This window comes from Achromobacter sp. K91 (genome assembly GCF_003576205.1).
Classification (GTDB): Bacteria; Pseudomonadota; Gammaproteobacteria; order Burkholderiales; family Burkholderiaceae_B; genus Achromobacter; species Achromobacter aegrifaciens.
Genome location: NZ_QWFB01000027.1, coordinates 295,480 through 315,869 on the forward strand (window position 1 = coordinate 295,480; position 20,390 = coordinate 315,869).

At 62.3% G+C, this 20,390-nt stretch carries 19 protein-coding genes and 4 tRNA genes; 9 read left to right on the plus strand and 14 right to left on the minus strand.

What is annotated here, in order from left to right:
• The first annotated feature begins 88 nt into the window (after positions 1–88).
• Positions 89–1,057 (plus strand): tripartite tricarboxylate transporter substrate binding protein, encoded by a 969-nt coding sequence (locus tag DXK93_RS10820; RefSeq protein WP_119450046.1) that lies wholly within the window; start codon positions 89–91, stop codon positions 1,055–1,057.
• A complete protein-coding gene (locus DXK93_RS10825; protein ID WP_119450047.1) occupies positions 1,054–2,694 on the plus strand; it encodes an FAD/NAD(P)-binding protein in 1,641 nt (546 codons plus the stop codon). The genes DXK93_RS10820 and DXK93_RS10825 overlap by 4 nt, the downstream gene beginning before the upstream one ends.
• On the opposite strand, the gene DXK93_RS10830 is transcribed toward DXK93_RS10825, so the two are convergent.
• The 3 genes from DXK93_RS10830 to DXK93_RS31815 all read right to left on the minus strand — a co-directional run bounded on the left by DXK93_RS10830 (position 2,603) and on the right by DXK93_RS31815 (position 4,905).
• Positions 2,603–3,367 carry an IclR family transcriptional regulator gene (locus DXK93_RS10830; RefSeq protein ID WP_082400883.1) on the minus strand — a complete coding sequence of 255 codons (765 nt, stop codon included), beginning with the start codon at positions 3,365–3,367 and terminating at the stop codon, positions 2,603–2,605. The genes DXK93_RS10825 and DXK93_RS10830 overlap by 92 nt on opposite strands.
• Positions 3,368–3,428: 61 nt before the next feature.
• Positions 3,429–4,055 (minus strand): cysteine dioxygenase, encoded by a 627-nt coding sequence (locus tag DXK93_RS10835; protein ID WP_119450048.1) that lies wholly within the window; start codon positions 4,053–4,055, stop codon positions 3,429–3,431.
• A 238-nt stretch (positions 4,056–4,293) separates the two neighbouring features.
• Positions 4,294–4,905: a hypothetical protein gene (locus DXK93_RS31815; protein ID WP_147400231.1), complete on the minus strand. Its 612-nt coding sequence runs from the start codon at positions 4,903–4,905 to the stop codon at positions 4,294–4,296.
• A gap of 186 nt (positions 4,906–5,091) precedes the next feature.
• Here DXK93_RS31815 and DXK93_RS10845 point away from each other — a divergent pair, with 186 nt between their 5' ends.
• From DXK93_RS10845 to DXK93_RS10855, 3 genes are all read left to right on the plus strand, one after another.
• Positions 5,092–5,694 (plus strand): helix-turn-helix domain-containing protein, encoded by a 603-nt coding sequence (locus DXK93_RS10845; RefSeq protein ID WP_054453692.1) that lies wholly within the window; start codon positions 5,092–5,094, stop codon positions 5,692–5,694.
• A 122-nt stretch (positions 5,695–5,816) separates the two neighbouring features.
• Complete coding sequence (locus tag DXK93_RS10850; RefSeq protein ID WP_054453154.1) at positions 5,817–6,044, plus strand: hypothetical protein; 228 nt, start codon at positions 5,817–5,819, stop codon at positions 6,042–6,044.
• Between the two features lie 215 nt (positions 6,045–6,259).
• Positions 6,260–6,490: a DUF3079 domain-containing protein gene (locus DXK93_RS10855; RefSeq protein WP_054453156.1), complete on the plus strand. Its 231-nt coding sequence runs from the start codon at positions 6,260–6,262 to the stop codon at positions 6,488–6,490.
• Positions 6,491–6,579: 89 nt separating this feature from the next.
• Here the strand turns inward: DXK93_RS10855 and DXK93_RS10860 are convergent.
• Positions 6,580–6,656: transfer RNA gene (locus DXK93_RS10860), tRNA-Arg, on the minus strand.
• A gap of 336 nt (positions 6,657–6,992) precedes the next feature.
• On the opposite strand from DXK93_RS10860, the gene DXK93_RS10865 reads away from it, so the two are divergent.
• The 3 genes from DXK93_RS10865 to DXK93_RS10875 all read left to right on the plus strand — a co-directional run bounded on the left by DXK93_RS10865 (position 6,993) and on the right by DXK93_RS10875 (position 10,081).
• Positions 6,993–7,682, plus strand: coding sequence for a DUF3313 domain-containing protein (locus DXK93_RS10865; RefSeq protein WP_119450049.1), 690 nt, complete (start codon positions 6,993–6,995; stop codon positions 7,680–7,682).
• A gap of 81 nt (positions 7,683–7,763) precedes the next feature.
• Positions 7,764–9,206: a DUF1254 domain-containing protein gene (locus tag DXK93_RS10870; RefSeq protein WP_054453160.1), complete on the plus strand. Its 1,443-nt coding sequence runs from the start codon at positions 7,764–7,766 to the stop codon at positions 9,204–9,206.
• A 98-nt stretch (positions 9,207–9,304) separates the two neighbouring features.
• On the plus strand, positions 9,305–10,081 hold the full coding sequence (locus DXK93_RS10875; protein ID WP_054453162.1) for a hypothetical protein: 777 nt from the start codon (positions 9,305–9,307) through the stop codon (positions 10,079–10,081).
• A gap of 80 nt (positions 10,082–10,161) precedes the next feature.
• On the opposite strand, the gene DXK93_RS10880 is transcribed toward DXK93_RS10875, so the two are convergent.
• From DXK93_RS10880 to DXK93_RS31820, 6 genes are all read right to left on the minus strand, one after another.
• Positions 10,162–10,238: transfer RNA gene (locus DXK93_RS10880), tRNA-Arg, on the minus strand.
• A gap of 75 nt (positions 10,239–10,313) precedes the next feature.
• Positions 10,314–10,390: transfer RNA gene (locus DXK93_RS10885), tRNA-Arg, on the minus strand.
• A 69-nt stretch (positions 10,391–10,459) separates the two neighbouring features.
• Positions 10,460–12,712 (minus strand): hypothetical protein, encoded by a 2,253-nt coding sequence (locus DXK93_RS10890; protein ID WP_119450050.1) that lies wholly within the window; start codon positions 12,710–12,712, stop codon positions 10,460–10,462.
• Positions 12,713–12,828: 116 nt separating this feature from the next.
• Complete coding sequence (locus DXK93_RS10895; protein ID WP_199728286.1) at positions 12,829–13,707, minus strand: hypothetical protein; 879 nt, start codon at positions 13,705–13,707, stop codon at positions 12,829–12,831.
• A gap of 121 nt (positions 13,708–13,828) precedes the next feature.
• Positions 13,829–14,893, minus strand: coding sequence for a tRNA 2-selenouridine(34) synthase MnmH (gene mnmH, locus DXK93_RS10900; RefSeq protein ID WP_119450051.1), 1,065 nt, complete (start codon positions 14,891–14,893; stop codon positions 13,829–13,831).
• Complete coding sequence (locus DXK93_RS31820; protein WP_147400232.1) at positions 14,890–15,168, minus strand: hypothetical protein; 279 nt, start codon at positions 15,166–15,168, stop codon at positions 14,890–14,892. Before DXK93_RS31820 ends, mnmH begins: the two co-directional genes overlap by 4 nt.
• A gap of 48 nt (positions 15,169–15,216) precedes the next feature.
• Between DXK93_RS31820 and DXK93_RS10905 the strand changes: the two genes are divergently transcribed.
• On the plus strand, positions 15,217–15,777 hold the full coding sequence (locus tag DXK93_RS10905) for a hypothetical protein (RefSeq protein WP_119450052.1): 561 nt from the start codon (positions 15,217–15,219) through the stop codon (positions 15,775–15,777).
• A gap of 101 nt (positions 15,778–15,878) precedes the next feature.
• On the opposite strand, the gene DXK93_RS31825 is transcribed toward DXK93_RS10905, so the two are convergent.
• The 4 genes from DXK93_RS31825 to DXK93_RS10925 form a co-directional block, all read right to left on the minus strand.
• Positions 15,879–16,646: a hypothetical protein gene (locus DXK93_RS31825; protein WP_147400233.1), complete on the minus strand. Its 768-nt coding sequence runs from the start codon at positions 16,644–16,646 to the stop codon at positions 15,879–15,881.
• Between the two features lie 608 nt (positions 16,647–17,254).
• The gene (locus DXK93_RS10915) at positions 17,255–18,292 is read right to left on the minus strand and encodes a GTP pyrophosphokinase family protein (RefSeq protein ID WP_158598551.1); all 1,038 of its coding nucleotides are present in this window, start codon (positions 18,290–18,292) and stop codon (positions 17,255–17,257) included.
• 598 nt (positions 18,293–18,890) lie between these two features.
• Positions 18,891–18,983 (minus strand) — tRNA-Ser (locus tag DXK93_RS10920).
• 87 nt (positions 18,984–19,070) lie between these two features.
• On the minus strand, positions 19,071–20,336 hold the full coding sequence (locus DXK93_RS10925) for an aspartate kinase (RefSeq protein ID WP_054453165.1): 1,266 nt from the start codon (positions 20,334–20,336) through the stop codon (positions 19,071–19,073).
• Between the last annotated feature and the right edge of the window lie 54 nt (positions 20,337–20,390).

Below are 20,390 nucleotides of genomic sequence, written 5' to 3' on the forward strand. Positions count from 1 at the left end.
TTGATACTTGAATCCTATATTTTAGGATTTTAAAAAAAGGGCCGAGACGCTGCATAGAACGGCCCGCACCGACACCAAGGAGACTCCCATGAAGAAAATGTGGCGCATTGCCCTGACGGGCATGGTGCTGGCTTTGGCAGGCGGCGCGGCCGCGGCCGACAGCTGGCCGACGAAACCCGTGCGCATGGTGGTCCCTTTCCCGCCCGGCGGCGCGACGGACGCGGCCGCGCGCATCTATGCGCAGCACCTGGGCGACTACCTGGGACAGAGCGTGGTGGTGGAAAACAAGGCGGGCGCGGGCGGAGAGATCGGCGCCGAGTACGTGGCCAAATCGCCCGCCGACGGCTACACCCTGCTGATGGGCGCCGTGGGCAGCCACGCAATCCATGCCGCCATGCCCGACAAGCCCGGCTACGACTTCGGCACCGCCTTCGTCGGCGTGTCGATGGCCACCAGCATGCCCATGGCCGTGGCGGTGAACAGCAGCAAGATTTCCGCGAAGAACGTGCAGGAGCTGATCGCCCTGGCCAAGAGCAAGCCCGGCACCATCACCTTTGGTTCGGCCGGCCCCGGCACGTCACAGCACATGGCAGGCGAACTCTTCCAGGTCGTCACCGGCACCCGGCTCATGCACGTGCCGTATCGCGGCAGCGGCCCCGCCATCACCGACCTGCTGGGCGGGCAGATCGACATGGTGATCGAAACGCTGCCGGCGCTGCTGCCCCAGGTCGCGACCGGCAAGATCCGCCTGCTGGGCGTCACCACCGCCACGCGCGCCACGGCGCTGCCGGACCTGCCCACGCTCGCCGAGCAGGGCGTAAAGGACTACTCGGTCGCGACCACCTACGCGCTGCTGGCTCCCGCGGGCACGCCGCCCGCCGTGGTGGAGAAGCTCTCGGCCGGCATGCAGAAGGCGGCGGCCATGGCTTCCGTGCAGCAGGCCGCACAGAAGCTGGGCGCCGACGCCGTGGCCACCACGCCCGCCGATACCAGCCGCGTGCTCAAGCAGGAAGTCGCCCGCTGGGCCGACGTGGTGCGCTTGTCGGCGGCCAAATGACGGCGCCCGACACGACACCGCAAGCGGCGGACCTGGCCATCGTCGGCGGCGGCTCGGTGGCCGTCAGCTTCCTCTATCAATTCCTGCTCTCGCTGGAACCTGCCGCTGGACGAGCGCTGACGATCGCGCTGTTCGAGCCGCAGGCCGAACCGGGCGCGGGCGAGGCCTACCAGGAGGATCTGCCCAGCAACCTGCTCAACATCCCCGCCGGCAACATGTCGGCGCGGGCCGATCACAGGATGGATTTCGTGGACTGGCTGCGCGCCCAGGATCCCGCCTGGCTGCGCGCGCAGGGCGCGGACTCGATAGCGCCGGCGGACTTCCTGCCGCGCCCGCTGTTCGGCGCCTACATGCGCGCAGTCTACGGACGGGCTTGCGGGCTAGCCCGCGCGCTGGGCATCACGCTCACGCACGTGCGCGGCCGGGTCCGCCGCGTGGCGCCGCTGCCTGGCGGAGGCGTGGGGGTCGAAGCGGAACCGGGTTCGCCCTTCCTGGCGCGTTACGCCGTGCTGTGCAACGGCAACCTGCCTTCGCAGGCGTTTCCGGAATTACGCGATGCGCCCGGCTACTTCAACAGCCCCTACCCGGTCCAGGCGCTGACCCGCGGCATCGCCGCCGACGCGCCGGTCTGCATCATCGGCACCAGCCTGAGCGCCGTGGACGCCATCGCCGCCTTGCAACAGACGGCCCATCGCGGCCCCATCCTGTGCGTATCGCGCAATGGCCGCCTGCCTTCCGTGCGCAGCCCCAACAACCGCGCGCCAGACACGCTGCAACAACTGAGCCCGGAGGGCGTTCCGCGCCTGGCCGCCAGGCATGGAGGCGCACTGTCGCTGGACATCATCGTCACCGCGCTCCAGGAAGAAGTCCTGGCGCTGGGCGGCAGCCTGGAAACCGCGGACGTGTTCGGCATGGAGGGCGAGGCCCACGTCGCACTGGACGAGGAGATACGTCGGTCCGGCCAGGCCCCGCGCCCGTGGCAGGCGGTGGCGGCCGCCACCAATGCCGCCGTCGACCTGATCTGGCATCTCCTGCCGCAAGCCGAGCGCAGCCGCTTCCAGTCGCAATGGCGTTCGCTGTGGATGGCGCGGCGCGCCACCTTTCCGATGCGCAACGCATTGAAGCTGCAAGCCTTGTTCCAGAACGGCCAGCTGCAGGTCTGTGGCGGTTATCTGGACAGCCGCCACGATAGCGTCAGCGGCCTGTTCCACACGCGCTTGCGCGACGCGACGGGCGCCGTCTGCACTCATGCCAGCCGCTATCTGATCAATGCCACCAGCTTCTCGGTGGACACGCCGCGCACGCAGGACCCGCTGGTGTCCGCGCTATTGCGCGAGGGCCATGCGCAGCCCGATCCCCATGGCGGCCTGGCGCTGGACTATGCCACGGGATGCCTCAAGAACGCCGCAGGCGGGATCGAGCCGGATATCTCGGTGCTGGGTAGCCTCGCGGGCGGCACGTACTTCTGGACTACGTCCATGGATGTCAATGCGCGGCTGGCCCGCGATCAGGCGCAGCGCATCAGCGCGGCGCTGGCGCGGCCCGCTACTGGTCCAGATAGCCCCGGCGATAGCCCATCCCCTGCGAGATGGACTGGGCACAGGCAGCCACGTCCGGCGCCAGCTGCTTCATCCTAGCGGCGCTCAGGCGGTCCAGCGGACCGGAGATACCGATGGCGGCCACGGGCTGGTCCAGGCTGTTGAACAAGGTCACGGCCAGCCCGCCCACGCCTTCGCGCCATTCGCCGCGATTGACCGCATAGCCGGTGCGGGCGATCTTGCGCAGTTCGTCCTTCAAGAGCGGCATGGACACGATGGTCGACGGCGTATGACGCACGAGCTTGTCGGCGTAGCGCTCGACATAGCCTTCCGGCTGGTAGGCCAGCAACGCCTTGCCCGTGGCGACGGCATAGGCGGGCGCGCGTCCGCCCACCATCGAATAGGCGCGTATCGGCTGGGGGCTGTCGATCTTGTCGACGTAGACCACGTCGAAACCGTCGAGCACGGAAAGGTGCACGGTTTCGCCGGTCTGGTCGGCCAGCGTGCGCATGTAGGGCGCGGCCAGCTTGCGCACGTCCAGTTGGGCAAGCTGACGCGCCGCCAGCTCGAACAGCCGGACCGCGCCGCGATAGCCGCCGCCGTCATCGTCCTTGGTCACATAGCCCGCATGTATCAGCGTCTGCAAGGTGCGGTGCGTGTTGCTGCGAGTCAGTCCGACCCGGGCGGCCAGCGCATCGATGGTGCGCGGCGGATTGTCCACGTCGGTCACCGCCTCCAGCACCATCAGACCTTTGAGCAGCGTCTTGTCCATTTTTTGTTTTCCTAATATTTAGGACAAGAAAATAGCATGGGACGCCGCGCGCGAACAGACCCTAGCGTGCGCCCCCGGCAATGGCGGCCCGCACGGCTTCCGAGCGGTCCCACAGGTTCGGCAAGCTGGCCGACGAATACCCCGACACGAAAGGCTTGGCCTGCCCGGTCGCGGGGTCATACACATGGCGCGAAACGGCGCCGATGTTGCCGCCGTAGAGATGCACGCTGATCGATACGCGGTCCGCGTGGGCATTGGAGACCCGGTGGATGTCGCCTTCGGCGGGCGACAGGCGTTCTATGTCGCCCGGCTGCAAAGTGGTCGCGGCGCCCGCGGGCGCGACGCTGCCGTCCTTGCCGCGGACATAGCGTTGATTGACCTCGGCCCCGCGCAGCATGCCCACATAGCCCCAGACCTCGTGATCATGCACCGGCGTGAACTGGCCCGGCCCCCACACGAAACTCACCAGCGAAAAGCGCTCCAGGGGATCGCAGTGCAGCAGATACTGCTGGTAGTACTGCGGATGGGGCGCGGTACAGGCCTCGGGCAGCCAATCGTCATGGCGCACCAGGTCGGCGAATGCAGCCTGCAACTCCGGCGTCTGCGCCAGGCCTGTGGGCGTGGCCAGCCGGGTCGCCGCGGCGATGAAGCGGCGCAGCCTGTCCAGGCCGCCTTGAGATTCGGGCATTGCGTCTCTCCATGAATTCTGGAAATCCCAGATTGAAAAAATAGTATCCACGATTCAGGACAGACGCGCATGCTTGCCCCTGCCGCTACCCAGGTAATCGCGCTTGGCTATTCTTGACAGGCCCCGGGCCGCGCGAGCAGCGTATCGGACTGGCGGCAAGATTGAAAATGAAAAGCACGCATCTCGATATTCCTCCAGCGCCGCCGCGGCGCGCGTGCAGGCAGCGAGGGCTTCGGCGTCACCACTTGCAGCCCCGATCCGTAACGGTATCCGCCAACAGAAGCGGCAAGGCCAGCAAGCCCATGTCCGCATGGGCGTTCTTGCATGGCGGCCGCGCGCTCTTGGCGATGCCGCGCGCGATCTCGGATTGTTCGACCGGCGCTTTGGGTCCGAGTCGCACGACGGGCTCGCCACGTGCGCGCGGCATGCCCGCCGCTTGCGCATCTTCGGGGCGCCAACCGAAATCGCGCGAAAGATCCGCAGCGCCCGACGGTGGCACGGGTGTCCTGTCCAGCCTCGGCGCGGATGGCGCGGGTGTCCTGCGCGCGCCGGATCGTTGCCCTGCAGCCACGGCCGGCGACGGCGTGTCGACGCGGGCAGGCTGAGCAGGCGCCGATCCGGACGCAGGCTCGTCCTTCGCCGGCTGTTCCTGTGGCAGGGGCGGCGACCGGGCGGGCAACAGATCCACGTAGAACGGCAATTCCGGCGCGCGCGCTGCGGGCTCTATCCGGTCGCGCCACCACAGCCCCGCCACCATCGCATGCAGCGCGCACGACGCCAGCACGGCCCACCACGCCGCCCTGCTCGCGCGCGGTCGCGCATCCACGATTCCAGCCGCGGCCAGAGACATCGGCAACACTCGGACAGTACGCCCAAAACCCCAGGCAACGCGGCGATGATAGCCTCGCGCGGCGTGAAGATTTGTGAAGATGTTGAGGGCTGATGTGGCGCACAATCATCCGCTCAAGTCAGGCGAGGGGAAACCCCAAATCCCACCACCCGCACCCCGGGATACAGTGGCGGGATAGGTTTGGCCGTGGAGATTATCATTCCGTTTTCCTGGAGACTTCCCGACGTATTCGTGCGCTCGCCAGACGGTGTCTTGCACCGCGTGGTGCGCCACGCCACGACCGCGGAAACCATCGCCCAACTCGAGAGCATGCCCAGCAACTATCACCTGGACTGCGAGTGCATGCTCGACAACGGTGAAGCCCTGCATTGGATCGGCGACAACCAGTATCGCCAATTGAACGGCGGGGCCATTTTCACCGCCGAAATCGCTACCACCACGCCTCGCGGCGATTCCCGCAAGAGCGCTGCCGCCAAGAGCAGCCTGCGCGACGCCCGCAGAAAATCCGCCCCGCGCAAAACACCCGCGCAGGGGCAGAGTCATTTACCATTAGCTGTCGTCAATCTAAAAACCGGCAACGACTGGAGCCTGATACGCGCCTGGCGTGAGCATCTCAAAATCAGCACCGCTGATATGGCTGCACGACTGGGGGTGGACCACTCCATCTATATCGAACTGGAACGGCCGCGCCCGCGGCCCAGGCAGGTTATCCTGGACCGCGTATCCGAAGCCCTGGGCGTCACTCCCGACCAGCTCGACGATTCATTGTTTGGAGGGCACCTTCATTAGCGCCTGATGCGGGAACATCAAGCTTCCCGCCCTGGCATACTGAAGTGCCTGAACGACTTTGGCGCCGTATATCCAATGGCCCGCGCATGGAGGTATCGCATATGCTCGGCACCGCAAGACGATTGACCGACGTCCTCGCCACCGCGCCGGACGGCACGCTCTACCGCATTGAACGATTCGTCTCAGACCCCGACGCGTATTCCGCGCTGGGCACCTCGCGCTTCGATCCGAAGACGCATTGCGTATGCCGCACCAGCACGGGCGAAAAAGTCGCGTGGCTGGGCGGACAGACCTACCAGCTGCTCAAGAGCGGCACATCCTTGACGGCGGTGGACCGACGACGCCATTAGGCGCATGAGACCGGCGCCGCGCCTCACCGGGCGGCGCTTTCTCCACCCCAATTCCCCAGAACCGCGGCCCGACGCGCAATACTGCGCGCATCGGGCCGCAGGCTCTGCGCTTGAGCCAGATCAAGGAATTTCGGGCGCGCCCGGCAGTACGCTGGACATATATCCGGAAAGATCGGCGCCGCCATCGCGGCGCCCTCCGTCAACAGGCATTTCGCATGGCCAAGAAGTTTCCCTTGCACCCGAAGCACCCCGAACGCATATGCTGGGGCTGCGACCGCTATTGCGCCACCGACTCGATGGCCTGCGGCAACGGGTCCGGCCGCACCATGCATCCCGCAGAGACCCTGGGAGACGATTGGTACACGGTTGGAGACTGGGGATTCGACGACGAAGACGACAAGGCCCGAGACCAGGTCCGGGCCGCGGAACCAGCCTCCACGCACTGAAGCGCAATCCGCGCCGCAAAACAAAAAGGCCTTCGATCGAAGATCAAAGGCCTTTCCGTTTTCTTTCCATTTCATCCAAGCAAGAAGCTTGGCGCGCCCGGCAGGATTCGAACCTACGACCCCCTGGTTCGTAGCCAGGTACTCTATCCAGCTGAGCTACGGGCGCTCCGAAAGAGGCGTGTTTATACCATGAAAAATTAAGGGTGCGCAAATCGGACAGGCCGAAGCCTGTGTCCGCGCCGCGTCCGAATCACGCGCCCGCGATTCGTGGCCCGCCTCGGCCGCGCGATTCCTTCCACAAAACCCGCACAAAGGGAATAGTTCAGAAAGCCCGGTTCACTCGTCCGCGTTGCGAAATTTCACGCTTGGAAAAATAATTGGTTTCCTGTGCATATAGGACAAAAAATGCGCCCACGAGCGGAGAAGTAGCTTTTGCACAGGACCTCTCGCCGACGCCTGCAGTCGGGGCTCTCCTGCCCCCCATCTGTCAGAAGGAACTTGCATGGACACCAAGAATTCCTCGGGCGCGTTCGTTCTGGGCCTCGCTGCCGCGATCCTGGCCACAGGCTGTTCCACCGCTCCAAAAACAACGGAGTCCGGCTTCCTGTCGGATTACTCGCTTCTGCACCAGATGCCCGCCCCCGACGGCGGAACCCGCCTGGTCTACCTGAATCCTGATTTCAACGCGTCTCGCTATGCCGCGGTGTGGCTTGATCCGATCGAGTACTACCCGGAGCCTCAGCCATCCGCGGACGTTTCCATGGAAACCCTCACGGAGATACGCGTGGCGGTCAACGAGACGCTGCGGCGCAAGGTCGGCGAACAGGTGAGGCTGGTCGATCGCGCCGGGCCCGGCGTCGCCCGTATCCGCATCGCCATCACCGCGGTGGGAACCTCGGAGCAGGCGCTGCGAGCCTATCAATACATTCCCGTCGCGTTGGTAATGACCGAGGCCCGCGCCGCCATGGAAGGAGGCATGGCGCGCAACGCCAGCGTCGCCATCGAGTCGCGGGTCACGGACAGTATGTCGGATGAATTGCTGTATGCGTCCGTGCGGGGTGGCACGGGCGAAAAGGTCGCCAACGCCACCCAGGGCGCGGGCGGCGTCCGCCTGTCCAAACTGCAGCCGCTGATCGATGAATGGACCTCGGGCGCGGCCCGGGAAATAGGCAAGTACGTACGACAACGCTAGAGCAAGGCATCTCGCGGCACAGCTTGGCCTGTGCCGCGGCACTTCGTGATTTTCAACCCATGAGTCCGTTGGAGTGATCCTATGAAGCTAACGCGCCGCACATTGAATGCAGGTGGTCTTGCTCTGCTCGCAACCAGCGCCCTGGGCGCCGCCGCCCGGGCCGCCGATGGCCTGATCGCGGATCTGCCCGAAGGCGACGAGCAGTTCGGACTGGCGACCGATGTCTACATCTACGCCTATCCCCTGGTGACCATGGAGATGACCAGAAGAGTCATCACCAACGTTGCGGAGCCCAAGGGCACGCGAGCGCCGATGGGGAATCTCATCAAGCTGCGCCAGTATCCCGACGCCAAGTTCCGCGACGTGACCGCGCCGAACGCCGACACGCTGTACACCACTTCCTTCTTTGACGTCGGCGACGAACCCTGGGTCGTCAGCCTTCCCGACATGAATGGACGCTATGCCCTGTTTCCGATGCTGGACGGTTGGACGACGGTGTTCGATGTGCCTGGCAAGCGCACCACGGGCACGGGTGCGCAAACCTTCGTGGTCAGCGGCCCCGGATGGGAGGGCTCGATTCCGCAAGGCATGGTCCAGTACAAATCTCCCACCAGCATCGTGTGGCTGCTGGGCCGCATCTACTGCACCGGCACGCCGGAAGACTATGCGCAAGTGCACAAGCTGCAGGACGAAGTGAAGCTCTGTCCCTTGAGCGCATGGGGCAAGGACTGGACTCCGCCCGCGGGCAAGGTCGACCCTGCGATAGACATGAAGACCTCGGTGCGCGAACAGGTCAACAACATGGACGCGGTCGAGTACTTCAGCTTGTTTGCGCAGCTGCTCAAGCGCAATCCGCCCAGTGCCGCCGACGCGCCCATCGTCGCGAAGATGGCTTCGATAGGCATCGTGCCAGGACAGGACTTCGACAAGAGCAAGCTCGACCCCGACATTGCGAAGCGCGTTCCGCAGGTGGGCTTCGGACGCATCATGACGCACTTCAAGTCCAGCGGCGGCGACATCCAGGACGTGGATGGCTGGGGCTTCACGACCAAGACGGGCATATACGGCACCAACTACCTCCAACGGGCGCTGGTCACCGCGATCGGCCTGGGCGCCAACCGCCCCCAGGACGCCGTTTATCCCACGTCCCTGAAGTCAGACACCGGCGCCATCAAGCGCACCTACAACGGGTCGGAAAAGTACGTGCTGACCTTCAAGAAGGGGCTTACGCCGCCAGTGTCGGGCTTCTGGTCGCTGACGATGTATGACGCGCGCTACTTTTTCGTCGACAACCCGCTGAACCGCTACTCGATCAGCGCGCGCCAGCCCCTGAAGGCCAAGCCCGACGGCTCGATCGACCTGTTCATACAGCATGAATCGCCCGGACCGGACATGGAGTCGAACTGGCTGCCTGCGCCCAAGGGCCCATTCATCCTGATGATGCGTCTTTACTGGCCCAACGAAAGCAACCCGTCGATCATCGACGGCTCCTGGACCATCCCTCCCGTAAGACGGGTCACCTGATACCTGGGTTACGCCGCACCGGCCCCTGGCCGGTTTTGCGCTCACCGCAGGCGTGATGGATGCGATTCATCACGCCTGCCGTTTGGGGAGGGTTTGCAATGAAAAAGAAAATCATGGGCTGCCTGATCTGCGGGCTGCTGCAAGCCGGGACTGCGCTGGGCGCCGAAGCGGAGCCCGCTTCCGCAGCGGGTACCGTGCCTTCGAACGAATGGCAATTCTCGGTCACGCCCTACTTCTGGGCTGCCGGCCTCTCCGGCAAGGTATCCCATTCGCGCTCGCCCGTCATCGACATCCACTCGGACTTCGACGAGCTGTTCGATAACCTCGACTTCGGCGCGATGCTCATCGGCGAGGCGCGCAAAGGACGCTACAGCGTATTCGGCGACCTGATCTACACCAAGATCGGCACACAGGGAGATACGCCGCGCGGCATCCTGGCCTCCAGTGCGGACGTAAAGGCTTCCACGTTCGCGGGACTGCTCGGCGTCGGCTATTCCTTGCTGGAAAATTCACCGCATCAGCTGGACGTCGTCGCAGGCCTGCGCGTCTGGTCGGTCGACACCGACATCACGCTCAAGGGCTCGCACCTGAACGGCAGAACGCGCAGCGACGGAGCCACCTGGGTCGACGGCCTGGTGGGCGTGCGCGGAAACTACATGCTGAGCTCGAAGTACTACATCACCGGCTGGGGCCTGATCGGCGCGGGCGGCGCAGAAGCGGATTGGGATGTCGGCCTGGGTCTCGGCTACAACTTCAGCAAGAATGTCTCGGCGGCGATAGGCTATCGCGCAGTGGGCGTGGACTACAGCAGCGGCGGCTTCAAGTTCGACGCCGTGCTGCAAGGGCCGATGGCGGGCCTGACGATCCGCTTCTAGATGGCGGCGCAAAACAAAAAGGCCTTCGATACGAGATCAAAGGCCTTTCCATTTTCTTTGCTGTATTGGCCAAGTGAACTTGGCGCGCCCGGCAGGATTCGAACCTACGACCCCCTGGTTCGTAGCCAGGTACTCTATCCAGCTGAGCTACGGGCGCTCCGGCAAAGAGGCAAAATTATATCAGAAAATCTTGCCGTTTTTACTGCGTTTTCTACTGCACTTACTTCAAACTTGGCGCGCCCGGCAGGATTCGAACCTACGACCCCCTGGTTCGTAGCCAGGTACTCTATCCAGCTGAGCTACGGGCGCATTTGCGTTTAAAAGCAAGCCTTGAATAATAGCGTTATTTCTCAGACTGCGCAAGCGACACAGTAGGATTCATACCTCACCGATACAGCCGCCGTCCTGAACAAACGACAGGCCGTCAGGAGACGGGCGCAACAACATCTGCGTAGAAAGCGCCGGGAATCCATTGAAGACCATCGTCAACGCCAGCAGGCCGCCGCCATCATCCGCACGCCGCTCCGATGCGATGAACTGGCTCATCCTCCAGCGATACGACAAATCCCTGAACATCCGGTCCCGCACCTCGCGAGGCAGCGAAATCGCGGAGCGCTCGGTCGTCTCGCCGTCCATTGCCAGCGCATGAAATGCCCGCGCCCTCAGCCGCGAGGCAGCAGGTAGCCGCCCCTGCCTGTCCAAATCGATGACACAACTGTATTCCCCTCCCGCTTTCAACGACCCCGCCGCTAGACTCGCATCATCCAAGGGCACCACCTGAAATCTAATGCGGACAACCTTGGCCTTCTCCGGAATGATCCGCCCATCTTGCGCCACCGGATCATCGACACGCACGAAGACAAGCAATGGCTGATCGATTCCAGCCAGCCGCACGATCGAGGGAGGAACGCTTAAGAATCCCTCCCCCAACGCCGCGGGCAAGGCGATCTCCTCCGGCTGTGGCTGCGGCGCCTGCCCTGCACCCTGCATCTTCCATAGCTTAAGGACAGGGGCGGCAAACGGCTGCCGACCACTCTCGACACGCTCCAGATCGTCCTTGCTCCACGACACCCCTATCAGCGCCGTTCCCGTAGCTCTGCCCATCCGCACCAACGAAAGCGGCTCGTCCGCCTCCAGCACCTCCAATCCGAATCGTTGCGTCTGGCCGTGCTTCCCATCGCCTAGCGCCTGGCGCACAACCACCAGCCTGGACCTGTAGTCCTTGCCTGAGCTCTCGGCCACCACGGATTCACCCGCCACCACGCCTAGCGCAGCGCCGCGAGCCAGCACCCAGGCATGGGTTGCATTTCCCGCCGCGTCCTGCTCAAGCAAAAGATCATGCTGCAAAAATCGGTACTTATCCCTGATCAGCCTCGAGCCATTCAGGGAATAGTCGTCCATCACGCATCTGAACTTGCCGTCGGCGCCCTTGACCCGGGAAGTACCCGCCCTGCATTCAACGCCGCCTGAGGCGACCGCCTCCTGCTCGACCGGGCTCAAGTTCAAGCTGGACAGGTCTTTCTGCACAATCTTCACAGTGCGCCCATCATCCCCGCTGGCCGAGGAGGAAGCCTCCAGCGTGCCTCTATGTGTCAACGACAGCAGCACAGGCCTGCCGTCCACCGAGGCCAGCTTGCGGATAGACGCATCGGCGTTACTCACGCACAGGCTACCAATACGCTGAGGACACGGTGAAAGCGCCAAGCTGAGATCGCCTGCCACGGTGACGCCCCGGGTTTGAAAGCGCACTACGGTCAAGTCAGTATTGCCGAAGGATTCACGCGCAAGCGCCACGAATGGATCCGCCGGCGCCCCGGGCACCCAGAGAACGGGCGGCGTCGCGATCAAGCGCTGCGGAAACAACACAGGCGTGGCTTGGACCCTGGCGAGGCCCGCTTTTCCCGGCGCCGGCTTCATCAACATCGCCATCTCCACCGTGTTGCGCTGAAAGTAGAAGGTACGTATGCCGATATCGCCTTTATCGTTCTGCACGTCCATCGCCGGGACCGCGCGCGCGACCACATAGTCGTCCGCGCCAGCCGGCATGGGGTCATACTCGAAATAGGTGGAACGATCGGCAGCCAAATAGGATCCGCCGCCGCCAAGCGTGACGCCAAGCAGCACCTTTTTCGCCTCCGTCTCGCAGGCGTCGTAGACAGCCTGCGCGTTCTGAACGTCATCTTGCCTCGGGCGCTGCGAGCCCCCGCCGGCTGCGCCAATGGACGGCGGCCGATTGATCTGCCGGCACAACCTGAACGCATACTGCTGCAGCATCGTGTCGCAATCAGACTGCGTGTAGCGGTAGGTTGCATACCCGTGCCGGTAGCACATGTCATGCATGACGCAGGCTTGGCGAAAGCGCAGACTGACGTCCGATTCATCGCGCCCGGACTCGAAGGCCAGTCGCGCCAGCAATGGGGGAATGGAGCAATTGAGCCCCTGCCCTCGTCCGCCCAGGATCGCCTGGGTCGCCGCAGACGGCAGATAAGTCGCGAACGTTGGAGGGGCCTCAATCTCTTCTGGTTGCGCCAGGCTGGGATAGATCGTGTTGGCGGCGCCGCCCACGATCCCGCTGCAACCGGCCGCCAGCAGAATAGCCACCGCTGCGCAGGCTGCCGCCAGCAAAGCCATTGGCCTCCAACGCAGCAACCGTTCATGCCGCCGTGCGGCGCCATCCTTGGACTGTATATGCAGCACGTCGCTCTCCCCGAACGCCACCACACATCCCGGCCTTGCCGCCGGAAGGACTATTTTTCTTGCGCCAGGCGGCGCTCCAGATAGATCAGCATGCGCACGGAATTCCACAGCACATCCCGGTACTGCAAGGCGAACAAGGCATCCAGCCGCTCCCGGCTCTTGCATCCAGGCGCGGTCTCATCCGCCACGAACTCGCAGCCATTTTCGGGATAGCTGCCCCACCCCTTGTCCGCCTCGGACCGGTTCGATGATGGATAGATCCAATATCTTTCCCAGCCATCCCCGCCTTCGATGCCACCAAGCTGGCCTATGCGTTGCAGCGTCGATTGAGCGGTGGCATCCAGCAGCGCCTTCGGGAAGCCTGGATCCACCGCAACCATAAGGCGCAATTCCTGGCAGCCCGCAGGCGACCAGGACGGTTTGGTCAACGCGTTTGGTTGGTATGCGTCGAACGGGTCGCCTCCACCCAATAGCGGCAGCTTCGCATGGTAGACGGGAACCACATGAGCCGGCACGCTCATGTCCTGGATGTAGTGCAGCACCCGCCCCGCCCGCTCGTAGATTTGTTCGCTGTCTCGCGTCTTGGCGGCAAGCAGGGTTTCAAGCTCAGCATTGCGCTTGGCGAAAATAACATCCAGACTGCGGTTGGCGAACCAGCTGTCGCGCAGTTTTCCGTCCCGGTTGTAGAAGTGCCAATTGGCTATGCGCTGACCTAGCGTGAGGATGCTGGCGTCCTCATTCCTGGTCCCTTCGGCAAACGCTTCGGCCAGTTCACCCGAAAGGGATACTCCCTCACATTGACGGTACAGCTCCACCGCGCGCAATGTGTACTCGGGGTGTCTTTCGGCATCAAAGGCATGGACCGGAGCAGCGATGGCCGCGCCGGCTGCCAGCACGAACGAGAGTTTGATCCGTAGAGTGTGATGCATCCCCCGCCCCTCCAGGTAGATTCACGCAGTCCGGCTTGGTCGCTTGCGTGGCCAATTTTCCTGTAATCCGAGGGAAAAAGCGATACACCGCGCCCGCCCGGCGCGGATGACCGAATGCGGATCAGCAAGCGCCGCCAGTTGTTTCCATTCTTGCCAGCAGCGCCCTCGCCTGCTCCACGACATCGCCGTCATTGGGCCTGAATTCCAAGCGCAGCGCCTGCGGCAATTGCGTAAAGTGCGCATGGCAGCTGCGCGCATAGGCCGGATCGTAGTGCCGGTCTATGAGCTCCTGCGCCAGCTCGGCGCGCGCGCCGCTGTCGACCAAGGCCAGCCAGCCGTTCACGCGCTCGCGGCTGTGCAAGCCGACCATGCGCTGAAGCTGCGCCTTGAAGGTTGCAGGGTCGTCGAACAGATGGGCGTAATCCTGCTGCAGAAAGGCCGCGCGATCCTCGCGGCTGGAGCGGACCTCAATGCAGGGACTCGCGTGCACCGCCTTCAATAGCGCGGCAGGCAGCGCGACCGCGCCGATCTTGCGGCTCTCCGCTTCGACGAACACCGGCCGCGACGCATCGAACGCGCGCAGGCTCTGCGCCAGCCGCGTGTCGAAGCCCTTTTGCGAGGGCTGCGCGACACCGGCCCATGCGCCCAGCAGCGAGCCGCGATGCGCGGCCAGCCGCTCCAGGTCCAGCGTCTGCGCGCCGGCCTCCCCCAACGCGTTCAACAAGCGCGTCTTGCCGCTGCCCGTGGGCCCGGCCAGCACGATGTAGCTCAAGTTCGCCGGCAGGCTATCCAGCGCGTCCAGCGTGGCCTGCCGATAGGTCTTGTAGCCACCGTCGAGCTGCCGCGCGCGCCACCCTATCATGTTGAACATCGTCGTCATGGAGCCGGAGCGCGTGCCGCCGCGCCAGCAATAGATCAACGGCCGCCAACCCTGGCGCCGGTCGGCGAAGGTCGTGTCCAGATGCGCGGCGATATTGCGCGCCACCAGCGCCGCGCCGACGCGCGAGGCCTCGAAGGGCGAGACCTGCTTGTACAGCGTGCCCACCACCACGCGCTCTTCATTGCTCAGCACCGGCGCGTTGATCGCGCCGGGAATATGGTCATCGGCGTATTCGAGCGGCGTGCGTACATCGATGACTTCATCGAAATCGTTCAGCCGGTCTAGCGTGGCAAGCAGGTGTTTCAAGGGATCTGCGCCTGGAAGGGAATCAGCGATTTTCTCATGCGGCGCAAACTCGCCGCGAGCCCATGAAAAAAACCCGCAATCACTTGCGCGATTGCGGGTTTTTTATCTCCGGTGCTGACCGAAGCCAGATCGGAGAGAATCTGGCGGAGATGATGACACCGCCACCCCTCCTGAAAATCCGCATCAAATCGCGATCTACAAAGTACGAAAATTAAAGTACCCGCAAAAGTACCCGCTTCTGGCACTAGCGGCGCCGCGAACTGAGCGCCAGTCATGCATGCTAGATTGCCGTCATCGTCAGCTACAAATGGTTGCCACTACGTATGGACATCGACATTTCCTGGAGCTTGATATTCAAAGCGGCGCTCGCCTGGCTGGGCGTCTACTTTCTCTCGCCAACGCTGCTGATTCTCCGCGACAAATTGTTATGGCGAGCGATCGACAAGTTTGTAATGGACAAGCCTCTTCGCGACGCGATTCTGATGGTGGTCAGACTTGAAAAGCAAGTCGCGGAAGGTGCGCTGGCCCAGTTCGGCCCGGAACCTGACGCGAAGTACCTGATAGGCGACCGGGTTGTCTCAAAGAGCGAGTACGAAAGCGAAATCCGCATGCGGCAGGAAGAGCTGAAGGCGCAGGAGCTTATAGCTCGCCGTCGCAGCACCTTGGACGCCTTGATCCGCTACTTCAAGCAGCCGCCCGAATTGAATCCAATCGACCTCCGGCTGAAACGAGGGCGGGAATCATGGAAGGCCACCATGTCCGTCATTGAAACCGGGACAGGGAAATCCATCCTTGACGAAATGAGAGAAACAGCAGCAGCGCCCCGGGGAACGCAGCCTCCTACTGATATGCCTACCCCACCGGACAAGCAAAGCCGGCCATAAATGCGGAGGTTCCGCGTCCTTTTTCATCGACTCTAGCACCCGTCCAGTGCCCATTCCTCAAACCCGCACGGAAACTGGGATACCAAAGCACAATGGTCAATTCAACGGCCGATCAGTCGCATGAACTCAAACGGCAACCGGTAGACGATGGCTCCCACAGGCCGACATGCGAGGCCAGCGAGCAACGCACACAGTGCCGCGGCCCAAACTGGTGGCGCTATCCAGACCACCCCGGCATAAATGGCGACAGCGGCGACCAAGCCCGTAATCGTGGCCGGCTTTTCGGCCACCCCAAAGATGCGCTTCCCACCTTGCCGAAAAATCGCTGCCACTCCGGCCTCAACTATCTCCAAGAGAACTATTGGACCCGGCGCTTCATTGACCACCGTGGACAGAAAGAGAAAGGTAGCCCTTTGGCCTCGGTTAAAAATAGGCAACACATACTCGCGGGAAACGAGAAGATGTTGATATTGCTCAGTGGTTAATCTGGTGTCCGGATCGTGCGGTAGAAGAGCCAGCAGTTCGGGAGAGTAAGTGACCGCCAACGATGAATTGCTAAGTTCGCAATGCTGCGTATGTAGTCGGGTATTAGGCCCGGCACTAATCCGTACCTTTAGATTTGTGAAGTCGTGGTGAGATTCATTGATCAGCTCAACCTTTGACGTGAACAGCCGATCCAGCACCACACCAGCCCATCTCACTTCAATAGTCCCCAAGGTGCCGTCTGTCGATGCGCCAATTTGGTTGTGCCAAACAGTGTAAGGAAGCGTCCTAATTCGCCCGCGTAAACGCATAAGGACCGACCCCCCTACAAGGCCCAAAATTCCGGTTATGACATACCCGAATATGCTATTTGCCAGATCCGCCATCAGCCCCTCTGCATCCAGATGTAAATGCCCCAAATGTACCCCGGCCTGGCAATTCATGTGCGTGGCTGAAAGGACGTTGTCCAGATCGGCCTACTACCTGACCGCGCAGGTTCGTCTGTGTCGCTCCGCGTCATCCCGAACCGAGATCAATGGCCCGCAGAGGCGCGCCAACGCGGGCGGCAGTGGGTGACGCACGGCTAAGTCATTTCTCGCAGATTTAGCGCACAAGCGCGGAGGGGCAGCATTGCACGCCAAGGAGTAAGACCATCTCCCGGTGGGCTCCGACGCTCAGCCAGCACCGCAGACGCCACAGGGCTGCGCCCCAGGTTCTCCGTGGCCGTGTGCCGCGCTTGTCGCAGGCGATAGCGCAGCGCGCCACAGCGCCACAAGCGCCCTGCTCGCCTTCCGGGGGGGCCGCCAGCAACTGACCTGCTCCCCGTGGTTGGTACGAAAAATTTCGCACCCGCTGAAATACCCGCAATCTTCAGGGCCGCAGAGAGCTGGAGTTGCCTGGGAATCAGTGGCCGCGGACGCGATGTGGCAACCAAGCGCCAGGCTTTCCTCCGCCCCCAAAACACGAAAAATTTTAGCGAACCACCCCGCGAGCCTCACTCATGATCGCGAGGGTCGTAGGGGGGCTGGACATCAAAATTTCGATATACAAATATCTCATCGTCCTCGGACATGAATTGCGAAAGCCATGCCACGTCGGAGGCACTGATACTCCAATCTACAATCCTGCTCAAGGTGTAAGGATCCTTGATTATGAGCCAGTCTCGCACCAAACCGTAAATGTTGGTCTCGCGATGATCCGAATCCGCTTTGAACTTCTTCACATAGTCTACGGGAATCGCATCACTTAGATCGTTGAGCGTCCGAATTCCTAAAGCCTCCAATTCTTTGAGCAGATGGGGCATCGCTCTATTGGAAGGGCGTGCTTCTTCCAACTGAATTCCGTTATCTTGCGTCCATCTATCAATGAACTCATGGAGACTTACCGCGTCTATGCTGGAACTCAGGTCACCCGCCTCCGACTTCTTCCGAAGCCTATCCACATACTCATCGATCTCTCGTGCCAACCGATCTAAGCCACGATCGGCAAGTTCCAACGACCCAGCATACAGATACAGTTGACGCTGCATGTCTTCAGGCAGACCACCTTGGAATTTGTAATTTTTGTCATGTTCCAATTCCGCCCATGCATGCTGCAACACAGTGCGCACTTGTATCTCAAACTTCAACTGACCAAAGCTCGCGTATTCTTTGAGCCTCGCACGAGCCCTACCGATATCGCAAATCAAGTGTACGGAACGGTAGCCCGCCTCCTTAACAGATAACGATTTGTCCTTGTCAACGGAGTTTTCGTCATCCACTCGGAAGGCAGTGCGCATCAACTCCACGGCTCTGGTAACGTCCGACTCAACGTACAGAATGATGCGAATGCCGGTCAGGTCCATTAGCTGCAACTCAGGATTACTGTACTTCTTGTCCTGAATTTTTTGCTCGGCACTTTCCAAAGTTTTGGTGCGCCCGGTGACAGCCAGGAAGGGGATTCCTGCGTCGTGCAACAAGGCCCTCACGAGCGGTTCAATAGTTTCGGTAAGGCGCGCATGTTTGCTTAACAGATCCGGTGAAAGAAGGCTCATATTTCCGTCGCTGACACATTTACAAAGAGGCAACATTATTACTTACGGCCACAATGAGTCGCTAGTTTAGGTTTTTCCTGACCTTCCCGAACCCGCGCGAGCCTGTGCAACCCGAACGACGGCGGGGTGCGCAGATGCTATAACTAAGGTGTCAGACTGCCATTCCCGACGCGATCTCCGTTTAGTCACCCGAATCGGCGAGTTTCGCCGCACAGTCCCGGCGAAGATCGATAACGTGTAAGACTGCCGGCGGACCTTCGCGCAACCGCCATCTGGCGCCTGCCCCCCACCAAAAAAAGAGCCCGAGTGGAGAGCCCAACGATCCCCCTCAACCTAACGGCTTCCGCGCACCCTGCCCGATCAGCCTAGCGGATTCGTATGCTCGAAAGCTCCGCGCGTGTGTCCATTCCCCCCCCCCCTGAGAAGCAGGTACTACGTAGCCGGATATCCGTTTTGCTTCAGGGTGCCCGCAGAAATACCCGCAATGTAGGTCGGTTAGCACGGGACAACAACGGTCCAAACGCACAAACAAAAAACCCGCAGAGCAATTAGCTATGCGGGTCTTAAGGCAACCTTGTGTCACTGGTGCAAGTGTCTTTGGCGGAGATGGTGGGATTCGAACCCACGATGCAGTTTTTAGCCACATACTCCCTTAGCAGGGGAGCCCCTTCAGCCTCTCGGGCACATCTCCGAAGAGAACGAGATTCTAGCACGACTTTTTTCACTCTTGCCCGCTATCGGGCACTCATTGCAAAAAAAATCGTGCCGGAGTCTTGAATCAGGCCTTTTCGGCAGGCGCCTGGTCCAGGCCGAAGGCCTTGTGCAGCGCGCGCACGCCCAATTCCATGTACTTGTCGTCGATGATCACCGAGGTCTTGATCTCGCTGGTGCTGATCATCTGGATGTTGATGCCTTCTTGCGAAAGCGTCTGGAACATCAGGCTGGCCACGCCCACGTGCGAGCGCATGCCGATGCCGACGATGGAGACCTTGGCGACCTTCTCGTCGGTGGACAGTTCACGCGCGCCCACGGCGGGGATGACTTCGCGCTTGAGCAGATCAACGGCGCGGGCGAATTCGTTGCGGTTGACCGTGAACGAGAAGTCGGTCGTGCCAGCCACGGACTGGTTCTGCACGATCATGTCGACGTCGATGTTGGCGGCGGCGACCGGGCCCAGGATCGAGAAGGCGATGCCGGGCTTGTCCGGAACGGCCAGCAAGGTGATTTTGGCTTCGTCGCGGCTGAAGGCGATGCCGGAGACAACGGCGGCTTCCATTTTTTCGTCTTCCTCAAAAGTAATCAGCGTGCCCGAGACCATTTCTTCTGCGAGCGGGATAAGCGGGTCGGTCAGCGAGGACAGGACCCGGACCGGCACACGGTATTTGCCGGCGAATTCAACCGAACGGATTTGCAGGACCTTGGAGCCCAGCGATGCCATTTCCAGCATTTCCTCGAAGGAAACGACGGCCATGCGGCGCGCTTCGGGCACCACGCGCGGATCGGTCGTGTAGACGCCGTCCACGTCGGTGTAGATCAGGCATTCGTCGGCCTTGATGGCGGCCGCCACGGCCACGGCCGAGGTGTCGGAACCGCCGCGGCCCAGCGTGGTGATGTGGCCTTCCGGGTCAACGCCCTGGAAGCCCGTGACGATGACCACGCGGCCGGCGTCCAGATCGGCGCGGATGCGCTCGTCGTCGATCGACGAGATGCGCGCCTTGGTGAACGACGAATCGGTGCGCACGGGCACTTGCCAACCGGCATAGCTGCGCGCCGGCACGCCTTCGGCCTGCAGCGCGATGGCCAGCAGGCCGCTGCTGGCCTGTTCGCCGGTGGCGGCGATCATGTCGAGCTCGCGGCTGTCGGGCTGCGGCGTAATCTCGCGCGCCAAGCCGAGCAGGCGATTGGTCTCGCCCGCCATCGCCGACGGAACAACGACAACCTGGTGGCCGGCAGCGTGCCACTTCGCGACGCGACGCGCCACGTTCTTGATGCGCTCGACCGAGCCCATCGAAGTACCGCCATATTTGTGAACGATCAGGGACATCTCGTACTCTGGCTGGGAACCCGCCGCAAAAGGTTGACGGGCAAAGCCGTATAT

Bases quoted from the DNA above. Each gene is read 5' to 3' on its own strand.
- DXK93_RS10820 (WP_119450046.1), top strand. From the start codon at position 89: ATGAAGAAAATGTGGCGCATTGCCCTGACGGGCATGGTGCTGGCTTTG.
- DXK93_RS10825 (WP_119450047.1), top strand. From the start codon at position 1,054: ATGACGGCGCCCGACACGACACCGCAAGCGGCGGACCTGGCCATCGTC.
- DXK93_RS10830 (WP_082400883.1), bottom strand. From the start codon at position 3,367: ATGGACAAGACGCTGCTCAAAGGTCTGATGGTGCTGGAGGCGGTGACC.
- DXK93_RS10835 (WP_119450048.1), bottom strand. From the start codon at position 4,055: ATGCCCGAATCTCAAGGCGGCCTGGACAGGCTGCGCCGCTTCATCGCC.
- DXK93_RS31815 (WP_147400231.1), bottom strand. From the start codon at position 4,905: ATGTCTCTGGCCGCGGCTGGAATCGTGGATGCGCGACCGCGCGCGAGC.
- DXK93_RS10855 (WP_054453156.1), top strand. From the start codon at position 6,260: ATGGCCAAGAAGTTTCCCTTGCACCCGAAGCACCCCGAACGCATATGC.
- DXK93_RS10865 (WP_119450049.1), top strand. From the start codon at position 6,993: ATGGACACCAAGAATTCCTCGGGCGCGTTCGTTCTGGGCCTCGCTGCC.
- DXK93_RS10870 (WP_054453160.1), top strand. From the start codon at position 7,764: ATGAAGCTAACGCGCCGCACATTGAATGCAGGTGGTCTTGCTCTGCTC.
- DXK93_RS10875 (WP_054453162.1), top strand. From the start codon at position 9,305: ATGAAAAAGAAAATCATGGGCTGCCTGATCTGCGGGCTGCTGCAAGCC.
- DXK93_RS10890 (WP_119450050.1), bottom strand. From the start codon at position 12,712: ATGGCTTTGCTGGCGGCAGCCTGCGCAGCGGTGGCTATTCTGCTGGCG.
- DXK93_RS10895 (WP_199728286.1), bottom strand. From the start codon at position 13,707: ATGCATCACACTCTACGGATCAAACTCTCGTTCGTGCTGGCAGCCGGC.
- DXK93_RS31820 (WP_147400232.1), bottom strand. From the start codon at position 15,168: ATGACTGGCGCTCAGTTCGCGGCGCCGCTAGTGCCAGAAGCGGGTACT.
- DXK93_RS10905 (WP_119450052.1), top strand. From the start codon at position 15,217: ATGGACATCGACATTTCCTGGAGCTTGATATTCAAAGCGGCGCTCGCC.
- DXK93_RS31825 (WP_147400233.1), bottom strand. From the start codon at position 16,646: ATGGCGGATCTGGCAAATAGCATATTCGGGTATGTCATAACCGGAATT.
- DXK93_RS10915 (WP_158598551.1), bottom strand. From the start codon at position 18,292: ATGAGCCTTCTTTCACCGGATCTGTTAAGCAAACATGCGCGCCTTACC.
- DXK93_RS10925 (WP_054453165.1), bottom strand. From the start codon at position 20,336: ATGTCCCTGATCGTTCACAAATATGGCGGTACTTCGATGGGCTCGGTC.